17 protein-coding genes are annotated in these 12,731 nt (G+C 50.2%); 6 read left to right on the top strand and 11 right to left on the bottom strand.

Annotation, left to right across the window (positions count from 1 at the left end):
- Positions 1-14: 14 nt before the first annotated feature.
- Entirely contained in the window at positions 15-809 is a 795-nt protein-coding gene (gene fabI / locus B3729_RS09070) for an enoyl-ACP reductase FabI (RefSeq protein ID WP_010794869.1), read from the top strand.
- 43 nt (positions 810-852) lie between these two features.
- On the opposite strand, the gene B3729_RS09065 is transcribed toward fabI, so the two are convergent.
- The 5 genes from B3729_RS09065 to pcsA all read right to left on the bottom strand — a co-directional run bounded on the left by B3729_RS09065 (position 853) and on the right by pcsA (position 3,706).
- Positions 853-1,683 carry a formate/nitrite transporter family protein gene (locus tag B3729_RS09065; RefSeq protein WP_286787657.1) on the bottom strand — a complete coding sequence of 277 codons (831 nt, stop codon included), beginning with the start codon at positions 1,681-1,683 and terminating at the stop codon, positions 853-855.
- A gap of 13 nt (positions 1,684-1,696) precedes the next feature.
- The gene (locus tag B3729_RS09060) at positions 1,697-1,942 is read right to left on the bottom strand and encodes a hypothetical protein (RefSeq protein WP_010794871.1); all 246 of its coding nucleotides are present in this window, start codon (positions 1,940-1,942) and stop codon (positions 1,697-1,699) included.
- A 191-nt stretch (positions 1,943-2,133) separates the two neighbouring features.
- Positions 2,134-2,508, bottom strand: a complete 375-nt coding sequence (locus B3729_RS09055) for a response regulator (protein ID WP_010794872.1) — start codon at positions 2,506-2,508, stop codon at positions 2,134-2,136.
- 92 nt (positions 2,509-2,600) lie between these two features.
- Entirely contained in the window at positions 2,601-2,807 is a 207-nt protein-coding gene (locus B3729_RS09050) for a hypothetical protein (RefSeq protein WP_010794873.1), read from the bottom strand.
- 191 nt (positions 2,808-2,998) lie between these two features.
- Positions 2,999-3,706: a phosphatidylcholine synthase gene (pcsA, locus tag B3729_RS09045; protein ID WP_010794874.1), complete on the bottom strand. Its 708-nt coding sequence runs from the start codon at positions 3,704-3,706 to the stop codon at positions 2,999-3,001.
- A 371-nt stretch (positions 3,707-4,077) separates the two neighbouring features.
- Here pcsA and dusA point away from each other — a divergent pair, with 371 nt between their 5' ends.
- Positions 4,078-5,088, top strand: a complete 1,011-nt coding sequence (gene dusA, locus B3729_RS09040; protein ID WP_074823949.1) for a tRNA dihydrouridine(20/20a) synthase DusA — start codon at positions 4,078-4,080, stop codon at positions 5,086-5,088.
- Positions 5,089-5,133: 45 nt separating this feature from the next.
- A complete protein-coding gene (gene tal, locus B3729_RS09035) occupies positions 5,134-6,057 on the top strand; it encodes a transaldolase (RefSeq protein WP_010794876.1) in 924 nt (307 codons plus the stop codon).
- Between the two features lie 12 nt (positions 6,058-6,069).
- On the opposite strand, the gene rssC is transcribed toward tal, so the two are convergent.
- Both rssC and rssB read right to left on the bottom strand, forming a co-directional pair.
- On the bottom strand, positions 6,070-6,552 hold the full coding sequence (gene rssC, locus B3729_RS09030) for an anti-sigma factor antagonist RssC (RefSeq protein WP_074823947.1): 483 nt from the start codon (positions 6,550-6,552) through the stop codon (positions 6,070-6,072).
- Positions 6,549-7,733 (bottom strand): two-component system response regulator RssB, encoded by a 1,185-nt coding sequence (gene rssB / locus B3729_RS09025; protein ID WP_010794878.1) that lies wholly within the window; start codon positions 7,731-7,733, stop codon positions 6,549-6,551. The genes rssC and rssB overlap by 4 nt, the downstream gene beginning before the upstream one ends.
- A 224-nt stretch (positions 7,734-7,957) precedes the next feature.
- Here rssB and B3729_RS09020 point away from each other — a divergent pair, with 224 nt between their 5' ends.
- Positions 7,958-8,257: a PilZ domain-containing protein gene (locus tag B3729_RS09020; RefSeq protein WP_074823944.1), complete on the top strand. Its 300-nt coding sequence runs from the start codon at positions 7,958-7,960 to the stop codon at positions 8,255-8,257.
- A gap of 56 nt (positions 8,258-8,313) precedes the next feature.
- Here the strand turns inward: B3729_RS09020 and B3729_RS09015 are convergent, their stop codons facing one another.
- Positions 8,314-8,961 carry an MlaA family lipoprotein gene (locus B3729_RS09015; RefSeq protein ID WP_150348599.1) on the bottom strand — a complete coding sequence of 216 codons (648 nt, stop codon included), beginning with the start codon at positions 8,959-8,961 and terminating at the stop codon, positions 8,314-8,316.
- 215 nt (positions 8,962-9,176) lie between these two features.
- Between B3729_RS09015 and B3729_RS09010 the strand changes: the two genes are divergently transcribed.
- A complete protein-coding gene (locus B3729_RS09010; protein ID WP_010794881.1) occupies positions 9,177-9,443 on the top strand; it encodes a DUF4404 family protein in 267 nt (88 codons plus the stop codon).
- Between the two features lie 2 nt (positions 9,444-9,445).
- On the opposite strand, the gene queF is transcribed toward B3729_RS09010, so the two are convergent.
- The 3 genes from queF to B3729_RS08995 form a co-directional block, all read right to left on the bottom strand.
- A complete protein-coding gene (gene queF, locus B3729_RS09005; protein WP_286787655.1) occupies positions 9,446-10,279 on the bottom strand; it encodes an NADPH-dependent 7-cyano-7-deazaguanine reductase QueF in 834 nt (277 codons plus the stop codon).
- A gap of 65 nt (positions 10,280-10,344) precedes the next feature.
- A complete protein-coding gene (locus B3729_RS09000) occupies positions 10,345-11,124 on the bottom strand; it encodes an ABC transporter permease (RefSeq protein ID WP_286787654.1) in 780 nt (259 codons plus the stop codon).
- A complete protein-coding gene (locus B3729_RS08995; protein ID WP_122042219.1) occupies positions 11,121-12,053 on the bottom strand; it encodes an ABC transporter ATP-binding protein in 933 nt (310 codons plus the stop codon). Before B3729_RS08995 ends, B3729_RS09000 begins: the two co-directional genes overlap by 4 nt.
- Positions 12,054-12,216: 163 nt before the next feature.
- Here B3729_RS08995 and B3729_RS08990 point away from each other — a divergent pair, with 163 nt between their 5' ends.
- Positions 12,217-12,627, top strand: coding sequence for a PA2817 family protein (locus B3729_RS08990; RefSeq protein WP_010794885.1), 411 nt, complete (start codon positions 12,217-12,219; stop codon positions 12,625-12,627).
- Positions 12,628-12,731 lie beyond the last annotated feature (104 nt).

The following is a 12,731-nucleotide window of genomic DNA, read 5'->3' as shown; positions in this document are numbered from 1 at the left end:
GAGGAAGAAAACACATGGGATTTCTCGCCGGTAAGCGCGTCCTGATCGTAGGCGTCGCCAGCAAATTGTCCATTGCCTCCGGTATCGCTGCTGCGATGCACCGTGAAGGTGCCGAACTGGCCTTTACCTATCAGAACGACAAGCTCAAGTCCCGCGTTGAAGAGTTCGCGGCTGGCTGGGGTTCCAATGCCGATTTGTGCTTCCCTTGCGATGTTGCCAAAGACGAAGAAATCGAAGCGGTGTTTACAGAGCTCTCCAAGAAGTGGGACGGCCTGGACATCATCGTTCATTCTGTTGGCTTTGCACCCGGCGATCAGCTGGACGGCGACTTTACTGAAGTGACAACCCGTGAAGGCTTCCGTATCGCTCACGACATCAGTGCCTACAGCTTTGTTGCGCTGGCCAAGGCGGGACGCGAAATGATGAAGGGCCGCAACGGCAGCTTGTTGACCCTGTCCTATCTGGGTGCCGAGCGCACCATGCCCAACTACAATGTCATGGGCATGGCCAAGGCCAGCCTTGAGGCAGGTGTCCGCTATCTGGCAGGCAGCCTTGGCCCGGAAGGCACTCGCGTCAATGCTATCTCGGCTGGCCCCATTCGCACCCTAGCGGCCTCGGGCATCAAGAGCTTCCGCAAGATGCTTGCAGCTAACGAGCGCCAAACCCCTCTGCGTCGTAACGTGACCATTGAAGAGGTCGGCAACGCCGGTGCCTTCCTATGCTCGGACTTGGCGTCAGGCATCAGCGGCGAAATTCTTTATGTCGATGGCGGCTTCAACACTACCGCCATGGGTCAGATAGAAGAGTAACGTAAAAGCACTATGAATAAAAAAGGCCCCTCAAGGGCCTTTTTTATGGTGTATCGCTTCGTATCTGTGCATGGCTGAGAAGAGTAAAAATAAACGTTCCGCCTACAATATTACCCGCCAAGGTAGGCCCAACGAAGACAAGCCCGAACTCTGTCCATGAAAGCTCGCCGGAAAACACCAGATAAGAGACTTCAGCCGACCCCACAATAATATGGGTGAAGTCACCCAAAGCCATCAGGTAGGTGATCGCAATGATTATCCAAATCTTGGCATGCTCTGCTGACGATATCATCCAGACCATGGTTGCGATCATCCATCCAGAAATGATTCCCTTTGAAAACATTTCTGGTACGCCATTTTCCATTACTTTCCGGCCTATCTCCAGAAAGGCCGCATCGACTCTGGGTTCGAACAGAGGAAGGTAAAGCACGACATAGGAAATGAGCGATGTGCCGATCAAGTTACCTATAAGAACGATGCCCCATAACCGCAGCAATTGCCTGAACATATGCAATGACGGCTGCGTCATTACAGGAAGCACCGCCGTAATGGTGTTTTCGGTAAAGAGTTGCTGTCGAGCCAGAATTACGGCCAGAAAACCCACCGAATAACCAAAGCTCGAAATAAGCTTGCTTGTCTCTCCCTCAGGGAGATGAGAATTCAAAAGCCCCATCGCTATCAGCGAAAGGCCCATGGTTAGTCCTGCGCCCAGAGCAGACCAGAAAAGCGCACTGCTACTTCTCTCAAGCTCCTGCTCGCCTTGCTTTCTGATAGTTTCATGGAGAACCGCCGCGCGAGGCGGCTGGTTCTCACTGACATCCTGCTCTTCCTCAGCGGTAAGACCAGGCGTTTTTCCCTTATCGACCGAATCCATAGAGCTTCCTCGCTCAGCGGGTACTTTCTTCCCAGATAAGACTGCCATCCTCAGCGACTTCAACTACCCGGCTAAGCGCTGCGTCAGCAGCTTCTTCAGCCTCGGATGCCAAGTCGAAATGTCGCTCAGTGGCTACTCGATGAAAATGAGGCTGACTTCCTTCCTCTCGGGCCTTAACGCCAATCACGGCTTCAAAGCCATCTTGCGCAGGTACGGCGGATGAAATCGCTTCGAAATGTTCGAAATGCTTGATTGCCATAGATACAGTCCTCTCCACGTTAACGTTGGCGTCCACAAGCCAACCGGATACTTAGTAGACTGATAAGGCTAGGAAACGATCTGCCCGAGGTATAAAAGAATAAGTATCTGTTAGTACAACACAACAGATCGCCATACCATGGCAGGGCATCGACTATTGTCGGCAGAAAGTTGGATCAACTAAAAGCGGCGTTAAGCCAGGAGCCGCTGGATGTAGTCCTGCAGCTTGTCCAAAGCAAAAGGCTTGGCCAATACTGGAGCTGTGCCAATCAGCGGACTGCCTGTATCCATAATTTCAGCCGGATAGCCACTGATAAACATTACTTTGAGGTCAGGACGTAGCTTAAGTGCCGGCTCGGCAATCATTACGCCCGACACGCCATCAGGCAATCTGTAGTCAGTGATCAGAAGATCGAGGTCAGGCTTTGTAGCCAGAATAAGAAAGGCTTCGGTCGATGAAGGCGCCTGAAGCACCTTGTAACCAAGCTCAGTAAGGTAATCAACGAGTATTAACAAGACCTGAGGTTCATCCTCTACGATTAATACTACTTTATCTGTAGAACTCATGAACCGTCTCACTCGATTAAACACGCAGCTTTGACCACGAAACAGGCTCAAGTTCCCCGTATTGGAAACTTGAGCTTTTAAATCTATATACCTTACTTATCGCTTTTATCGCCCTGCTCTTCTTTTGGTGAAGGCGTGACGTCACCCCCCACGTCAGCGCCGGCGCCTTTACCTGTGGATGATCCGTCAGGCGTCCCCATGCCGGCAGAGTTAGGGCTTGTCTTATCGTCAGCCAATGCCATGCCAGTCACAGACATCAGTCCCGTCAACGCCAATACAGCTAGTGCTTTGGTTTTCATAGCGGCCCCCATCTTAGATTAGTGGTCTTCTTTTCACTTCGAAGCATTGCCTCGTCAAAGATAGACCTGATCACTCGACGGGTGTTCAAGACCAATCTCTATCGACCGACACTTTCATTACCAAAACTCATGGGCAATAAATAAAAAGCCCCGCGTGAGCGAGGCTTTTGAGCAAAGACGATTTTTTGCGTTTAAGCGCGCAAGTGACCAAACCACTCAATGGCCGAACGCCAAATGCAGATTCCAATGAAGTATCCAGACATGGCAAACCAGATTGCCAACAAAGTTGGACTATGGTCAGGATGATTAAGAATCAGCAACATACTGCACAGCAGCCAGACGAACGTTACTGCAATATTGATAGGCATGAACTTGCGCACTCGGAAAGGGTGCAAGAATTTCATGCGCGTCAAAGTCAGCATCGCCAGCACAATAACGCCCAATAGCGTCAGCCACGGTGCTGGCGACAGGATATACAAATAAAGCGCCACCACATTCCAGGCTGCTGGAAAGCCTACAAAGTAGTTATCGCTGCTCTTCATGTTCACGTTACAGAAACAGAACAAGGAAGACACCAGAATCACTGAAACGGTAAAGAGCGCGGTGTAGCTTGGTAAAGGTATGTACTTGTAAATGAACAACGCCGGAATGAAGACATACGTAAGGTAGTCAATCGCCAGATCAAGTACTGAACCGTCGAAATGGGGCAGAACAGATTTGGTATTGAGCTTGCGCGCCAGGGTTCCGTCCAGACCATCTACAATCAGGGCAGCACCGAGCCACAGCAGGCATTCTTTGGGCTGATTATCAAACAGGGCAAGTGTTGCAAGCAACGCCAGGACAACACCCGTGGCGGTGACGCCATGGGCGCCCCAGGCTTTGAGCTTGTCTGAGGGCATGGTCAATATCACAGCGAATCTCTTCGTGGCATGAAATAAGGCTTATACAGTCGGCGCAAAGAAAAACAAACCGGCCATATGGTTAATAAATCAGATCTAGAATACAGGAGTTTGGAAAGGATACCGATACGAACATTCATGATGCTACCGACAAGACAAAGCGTACCCCTATAGAGTTCGCTGGAATATGAGGTATTTCGTCTTTTTGGCGTCTTCCAAATTAAAAAGCACGCGTAGCCAAGGATACGATACCGATCTTCGATTAGACGGGGGCTTTCCTGATAAGCTAGCGCTCAAGCTCGCCGAAGTTACTGACCTCTATTTCCGATGTCGTATTGGAATAGGCTGTAACGTAGTAACTGGAACACCCCATGACCGCCTCGAACACTCACCCAGCCTTGAACAAGCCTTCTACACTGTCACGCCGCTTCTCCGTTGCGCCAATGATGGACTGGACGGACAAACATTGCCGCTTTTTCATGCGCCTGCTTTCGAAGCGAACACTGCTTTACACCGAGATGGTAACAACAGGCGCCTTGCTTCGAGGCGATCCGGCACGCTTTTTAGCGTACGACCAAAGTGAGCATCCTATCGCGCTGCAGCTAGGCGGCAGTACTCCGCATGAGCTGGCAGCCTGTGCCCGCCTAGCCGAAGCAGCAGGTTACGATGAGGTCAACCTGAACGTTGGCTGCCCAAGCGATAGGGTACAGAATAACATGATTGGCGCCTGCCTGATGGCTCACCCTCAACTGGTGGCTGATTGCGTAAAGGCAATGCGCGACGCGGTAAGTATTCCCGTTACGGTAAAACACCGTATTGGGATCAATGGCCGAGACAGCTATGATCAGCTGCAGGAGTTCATTACCACCGTCAACGAAGCGGGCTGCAATAGTTTTACCGTACACGCACGCATTGCCATTCTGGAAGGATTGTCTCCCAAGCAGAATCGTGAAGTCCCGCCGCTGCGTTATGACGTAGCCGCACAACTGATGAATGATTTTCCAGATCTTGAATTCATTCTGAATGGCGGCATTAAGACCTTGGAAGAAGCACAGACTCACCTGAAGACTTTCAATGGCGTCATGCTTGGCCGTGAGGCTTATCACAACCCGTATCTTCTGGCGTCTGTGGATCAATTAGTGTTCGGTGATGACCGTGCCATTACGACTCGGCACCAGGTGTTACAGTCGCTTCGTCCGTATATAGACAAGCATCTGGCGTCAGGCGGCGCCATGCATCACATAACCCGGCACATTCTGGGCCTTTCGCAGGGAATTAAGGGAGGGCGCCGCTTCAGGCAGCTACTCTCAGTAGATGTGCATAAAAGCTCAGAACCGCTACGTATATTTGACCAAGCCACTGAACTCTTGGAAGGTCATTGAATCTGGTCAAACACTCTAATCACTACGTGAGGATCGATAGCAAGCATGAACAAGCTAGAGCAACTCAAGCAATACACTACAGTAGTAGCCGATACAGGTGATCTGGACGCTATCACACGTCTGAAGCCTGTCGATGCTACGACCAACCCTTCCCTTCTGCTGAAAGCGGCAGCATTGCCCCGCTACGCTCAACTGCTAGGCGACGCTCTCAACGATACGGGTGACGACATTGGCCTGGCTTGCGACAAGTTTGCGGTTGCTGTTGGCAAGGAAATTCTTAATGTCATTCCGGGCCGCATTTCGACTGAAGTCGATGCCAGGCTTTCGTTTGATACAAATGCAACCCTGAGCCGTGCAGAGCGCTTGATTGACCTGTACGAGAAAGCCGGAATCAGCAAAGACCGAGTACTCATCAAAATTGCCTCCACATGGGAAGGCATTCGCGCTGCTGAAAAGCTCGAAAAAGATGGTATTCAAACTAATCTGACTTTGCTCTTTTCCTTTGCCCAGGCGGCAGCTTGCGCTGATGCTGGCGTTTTCCTGATCTCTCCATTCGTTGGTCGTATCTACGACTGGTACAAGAAAGCCGAAGGCCGTGACTTTACTGGAAAGGAAGACCCAGGCGTACAGTCAGTTTCCCGTATTTATCAGTACTACAAAGCCAACAAGTTCGAAACCGTGGTGATGGGTGCAAGCTTCCGTAACCTCAACCAAATCGAACAACTGGCAGGATGTGATCGCTTGACGATCAGCCCAGAGCTACTGCAGAGCCTGTCTGAAGATGAAGGCACGCTTGAGCGTAACCTGGTAGCAGGCGGCACAGCCGAGCCGTTGCATTCCCTTAACGAAAGTGCTTTCCGCTGGTCTTTGAATGAAGACGCCATGGCCACCGAGAAACTGGCGGAAGGCATCCGCCAATTCGCTCGTGATCAGGAAAAACTGGAAGGCCTGATTAGCGCCAAGAAGTAATGCCAGACCTGGTCAATGCTTTTCTAAAGCATTGACCAGGTCCTTGAATGCTTCACGATTGGATTCATTCAAACTCATCAGTATACGATGAGCCTCTAGCACCTTATCCCTGACGACTTCCTCAGACTCATCCTGCGGGGGGAGGTCATGCAGACAGTCCGAACATGGCACGGGCTGATTCACGATATTGAATACCTGATCAAAACCCATCGAATCCAACAGTCGTGTGATATCTGGATTGGTGGTGACCAATGTTGGCAAGAGGCCAATCTTTTGACGTGAAAGAATAGAGAGCTTTGCCAATAAGCCTAGCGTTGTACTATCGATACTTTTAGTGTCGATCAGATCGATTACGATTGATGAAAAATTCAATGCAGAAAAGATCTGTTCAATAGTGGCATCCAGCGCCGAGCATAATGTCAAGCGCACCTCGCCGATGAATTTGAGAACAAAGGTGCCATTCATTTCAGCGAACTGGATTTTACCGGTACTCATGCAAGGTTCCTGCTTAACACCAGCATGGCGATATCATCCGGCATCTCGCCCAAGTTGGCCAGTCCAAGCTGTTTCGAAATCCCACCTAGCGTCCCATTGGCCAGGCGGACCTGTTCAGGTAAAGAAGCCTCTTTCGCTTTCAAGTTCTCTCCAGGCAATAAATCAAAAATCCCATCGGAAAACAGCGCAAGGCTGAAACTGGCGGGTAACTCCAAAGTATGGTCTGAATAGCTGGCCTCTTCAAAAAGGCCAACCGGAAACCCCTTCCCCTGCAAAAAGCGTGTCTCTTCTGCAGTGTGCAACACAGGAAGCGGCAAGTGCCCACCAATACTGTAAGTAAGTACACCACTGTCTTCATCGATCACGCCACCCAACATGGTAACGTGTTTGCCCAGCTTACAGTTCAGCAAGCCACGATTGATATGCCCCAGCACATCGGAAGGCCTGAACTCAGGCAGAGTGCCATTACGACGAGATTCATACAACAGCCGCGTCGTCATAAACTTGAGCAACACCGTTACAAACGCTGACGACGCTCCATGTCCGGAAACATCTGCCAGATAAAAAGCGATACGGTGCTCATCAACGCGAAAATAATCGACAAAATCACCAGACAGATACAAAGATGGAATGATCTGGTGAGCGAAATTCAAACCATTGGTTTCCCAGGGTGTTACCGGCAGCATATTCATTTGCACTTGCCGGCCGGCATTCTGGTCCTCCTGTAAAAGACTCAGGCTCGCCTGAAGCTCTCGATTGGCATTTTCCAGTTTGATGCGATAACGATCATTTTCAAGGCGAAGCCTTGCACGGTCGAGCGCCCGAATAACCGAATGTTCTAGAACAGCCAGATCCTCAAGAGGCTTGATGAGATAGTCGGCCGCGCCCAATCTCAGCGCCTCGACAACATCACTCATTACCCCTGCGCCCGAGAGGACTATGACAGGCGTATCGAGCGACATTTCCGAAATGCGCCGTAACAAGGAAAGCCCATCCAGCTGAGGCATTCTAAGGTCGCAGATAATGAGATCCGGCTGCTCACGCTCGAAGACCTGCAAACCCTGCATGCCGTTCGAAGCCTGTAAGACCGTAAAGCCGCTATCTTCGAGATAGTCCGCCAGACTCAGGCGTACAACCTCATCATCATCGATAATCAAAAGTGTGGCGCTGGGATTAGGCATAAACTATCCAGGCATGCGTATCCCTATGAGGTGGTCTTTTGGATCAGGCCAGGGTGCACGCAATAGGTACTATTTTTAATACGGCGCAGACACTACTCCCATCAGCCGAGCCGTTCAAGCGCCCCTTCTATCCAAACGGCTGAGGCTAGCTTTACAAGGCCTTGAGGCTAAGGCTATATGGTTTCGTTTACTTGCGAAGTACCTTTATTGAGAGACTTGTTCCAATGAGCTTAAGCGATCGTTCGTACAGCGAAAAGCGCGACTTTATTAGAATGCAGATTGATTCCAAGGCTATTCTTCGGACAAATGGCGAAGAAATAGACGCAATTTGCCGTGATTTGTCGAGCACAGGGCTTCAGATCGAAGCTAAGAGTCACGTCAAGGAAGGAGACAAAGTGATCGTAGTGATCCCCTCTGAACACCCGGAGCTACAAGGGCTAGAAGCCGAAGCCGAAGTGATTCGCGTCACATCTTTGGAACAAGGCAGTCAACTGCTAGGACTCAGCATCCTTTCCATGAATTAGATCACAGATCAGCATCACGTCAAGCAGAGACCTGCTGCCTGACGTGATGAGTCCTCTTAAAAGTCGTCTACCACGTTACCGTCTTTAATCTTGTATTCGCGACTTTGTAAGTAAGCGTTACGGATAAAGATGTACTTGTCGCCTGTAATCATTTTCTCGGCATCAAGCAGGTTAGCGCGTGTATCTACTACACTCAGCGCAAATGCCGAATTCCTCGCCGCTACATCACCCATATAGGGGTATGGCGAGGCATAGGAATCAGGAATTCGGCCTAGTCCATCACGTACTGTGCTGGGACCCAGGAAAGGCAAGACGACATACGGGCCGCTACCAACGCCCCAATGACCTAATGTCTGACCGAAGTCTTCGTCATTTCTCGTCAGTCCTGCATGAGTCGCCACATCAAATATACCCAATACACCCAGCGTGGTGTTCATGAGCAAACGTGCGGTATCTACACCGGCGGCATACGGTTTTGCCTGCAAAACGTCATTAGCTAAATTGCCAACATCACCAATGTTACGAAAAACATTACTGACTCCCGTTTGCACGATGTCAGGTGTGATCTTGTTATAACCCTGTGCAATAGGCTTCAGCGCATAGGTATCAAGCGTGTCATTAAAACGGAAAATACCTCGGTTGACCCCTTCCCATGGATCATCTTCCGAGGCAGCCAACACAGCGGTACTCGCGACAGTCAACATTGCGCCAAAGGCAATGCCGCCGATACGGGTACTCCATGCTCCTTTGTTAAACGGCATCATATTCTCCTGATGAGTTTGTCCAGTCTTACTGGCAGAGTGGCAAAATTATAACCGCGATGTCTTTGCAATTGGTTACGGATGAAACAACTTGCCTTATTGACCTTTGATCACTCAATTAGGTCTACAGGTGGGTACGCTTCAAAAGGAGAAAACGTATGCCCGCCTCTCGCCTGCAACAGGAGCTGATCGAACTACAGCACCAGCTCAAGACAAGCCCTCCTGAAAGCGAGGAAGATCGCGCCTCGCTAGAACTGTTAATTAGGGATATAGAACTGCAGCTTGCTCACGAAGACTCGACCAAGCCGGATTCCAATCTCGTCGATGGCGTAAATCTGGCAGTCGAGCGGTTTGAAGTCAGCCACCCCAGAGTAGCGAACACCCTCCGCTCGATCATGCAGAGCCTTGCGAGCATGGGTATCTGACGTCACTGACGGGCCAAGCGCCCTGCTACCGGCAGATGTGCGGCATGAGTGCTTCGATAAGGATTGATATCAAGCCCTCCCCGCCGCACATACCGCGCATAAACAGTAAGCGACTCCGGCTCCAGCACGCTACGCAAATCAAGAAACATGCGCTCGACGCACTGCTCATGAAAATCTGCATGGCGCCTGAAAGAGATGATGTAAGCGAGCAATGACGCCCGATCAAGCACTGCTCTGCCCTCATACTCAATCACGACGCTTCCCCAGTCCGGCTGCCCCGTAACCGGGCAATTGGAGCGAAGCAGATGACTATAAAGCGACTCCTTCACAAGCTGACCAGGTAAGGCTTTTAATAAATCTGGTCTAGGCACATCGTAGTGCTGTACCTCAATATCCAGCTCATCAATACAGCTCCCGGGGGGCGTAACAAACCCTTCCCTGGCTACTAAATCTATTGGCTTTACCAAAACCCCAACGAGGTCTCCTGCTGCCTGAGACAAATCCCTTGTCAAAACCTCAGTGAGCGCCTCAGGACCTTCGAATGTTGTCTGATTGAGTGAGTTCAGATACAGCTTGAATGATTTGGATTCGATGATATTTGGCGAGTTGGCCGGTATGGAGAACTCGGCAATAGCAGCGACAGGCTTACCTTTTGAGTTCAGCCAGGACAACTCATAACACGTCCATATATCCATACCGCAGTAAGGTAACGTTTCTCTTGTAAGCCCCAATTCGGTCCATTTAGGGCTACGCGGTATGGGATACAGCAACGAAGGCGTATAGATATCCACGTACTCGCTCGTTTTACCGAGCGGAGAATGATCGACAGTTTGCATAGAATTTCTCAAGAATCCGAGGCGCGCTATGTCAGATGTACTCTCGCCATAGCGTCCTCAATATATCAATGACGCATGCCGCGCCCGCTCGTCAGCAGACGAATGCAGCATATATAGAGAACAACGGCAGCAATCAGCATAAGACCAATCGCGACACCAATTTGGATGTCTGAAACGCCCAATATCCCATAGCGGAATGCATTGACCATATGCAGGATGGGATTAGCCATCGACATGCCCTGCCAGAACGGCGGTAGCAGATCGATCGAATAGAACACCCCACCAAGATAAGTCAATGGCGTCAGGATGAACGTGGGCACTATAGAGATATCGTCAAAGTTACGGGCATAGACCGCGTTTATGAAACCACCCAAGGAAAAAACGGCAGCAGTCAGGATGATCACAAGCAACGTGATTCCTAAATGATGCACCTGCACATGGGTAAAAAATAAAGAAAGAACCGTAACGATAGCCGCTACTGCCAGCCCTCTCAGGATACCGCCACACGCATAACCAATAAGAATGACATGAGGTGATACAGGCGAGACCAGCAACTCTTCAACAGAGCGTTGAAATTTACTACTGAAAAAGCTTGATACGACATTGCTATAGGAATTAGTAATAACGGACATCATGATCAAGCCCGGCACAATGTATTCCATATAGGAAAACCCACCCATGCCTCCTATTCGGCTACCGATCAGATTGCCAAAGATAACGAAGTAAAGGGCCATAGTGATCGCAGGAGGCAACAAGGTCTGCGGCCAAATACGCGTAAAGCGTCGCACCTCCCGATGGACAATCGTTTGCAAGGCAATAAGGTTGGCTTTTATTTCAGTTTTCATCTCGCCACCTTTGCCAAGTTCTTTTCTACCAACGACACGAACAGCTCCTCAAGCCTGTTAGCCTTGTTGCGCATACTGATGACGTCTATGCCTTGAGCATTCAACTGAGTGAACAGGCCATTGATTCCAACACTCTTGTCGACTTGCACTTCAAGCGAGTGACTGGTGATAAGCCTGACCGGATAATCTTGAAGAGAGGGCGCAACTGATAGCGCCTGCTTTACATCAAGAACGAATGTCTCGACATGTAGTTTCTGAAGAAGCTCACGCATGCTGGTGTTTTCCACAATGGTGCCATGGTCAATAATGGCAATGTTGCGGCACAGCTGTTCTGCTTCCTCCAGATAGTGCGTCGTCAGAATGATGCTGACACCCTGCTGATTGAGAGTGGTCAAAAAGCTCCACATCGAACGGCGCAATTCAATATCCACACCAGCAGTAGGCTCGTCCAGTATGAGCAACCTTGGCTTGTGAATGAGCGCCCTGGCGATCATCAAACGCCGTTTCATCCCCCCAGACAACATACGGGACGGGGTATCTCGTTTGTCCCAGAGCCCTAGCTGAGTCAGGTATTCCTCGGCACGCTCCTTGGCCTGCCTGGCAGGTATTCCGTAATAGCCTGCCTGCGTAACCAGAATGTCGAATGCCTTTTCAAACTGATTGAAGTTGAACTCTTGGGGCACAACCCCAAGACAGCGCTTGAGTCCTGCCGGATCACGATCCAGATCGTGCCCGAAGACCGAAACCTGACCACTGCTTTTATTCACCAGCGTGGACAGAATGCCTATCGTGGTAGATTTTCCTGCACCATTAGGTCCGAGAAGCGCAAAAAAATCGCCTTCGTTGACATCAAGGTCCAACCCCTTGAGCGCCTGGAAACCATTTCCGTAGGTTTTAGTGAGTTGCCGTATGGACAGAGCTTCGTTCATCTCGCTCACAAATTTCAGAAAATTAGAGGGGCTAAATGAGGGTGCAATACCCGATTTACAACCTTTGACGAATGTAAACCCACCTCATTCCAAATCGGGTGAGAAAAGACAGTCTGACCATCCGCCTTTATACTGCTCCACTGTATATGAATGGGACATACACATGGCCACTGACTATTTGGAACACAACATGGCGCTTTTGGCGCACCTGCGGACCATATTGGCCGCATTGGGTGAGTCAGAGCAGATTCCTGAAGATAACCACGGGCTATTCCTGGACCGCTTCGACGAGCTTTTGACTGAGCTGCCCAAACATCCGGAAGAAAACCATTATCTAGGGCAGGACCTGATCAGCCAGATTTTCCATCGCTATCCCCAGGTTGCCCATCTGGTACCCAGGGACCTACTGTGGTTCTTTGGGGGAGATTGTCTTCACTTCATGCCTGACGAGGAAATCGCCCGCTACCAGGCACTGGATGAGCGCCGCTTCGAAGCAGAGGCTGCTGGAGAGCCCTTTGACTGGAATCAAGAGAAGCAATTGATGCTGCTTCCAGACAACGGACAAACTCATTAGATAAAGCGATGAGGGTCACAAAGGCCCTCATCAAAAACAAGATGCACAAACAAAAACACCGCCAAGAAGGCGGTGTTTTTAATTTGGAGCGGGAAACGAGACTC

Origin of the sequence: Pseudomonas sp. UBA3149 (genome assembly GCF_002364655.1) — a bacterium.
In the GTDB taxonomy this organism is placed as follows: Bacteria; Pseudomonadota; Gammaproteobacteria; order Pseudomonadales; family Pseudomonadaceae; genus Chryseomonas; species Chryseomonas luteola.
The sequence above is the reverse complement of the archived record's forward strand: the minus strand, read 5'-3'. Positions and strand labels throughout refer to the sequence as shown.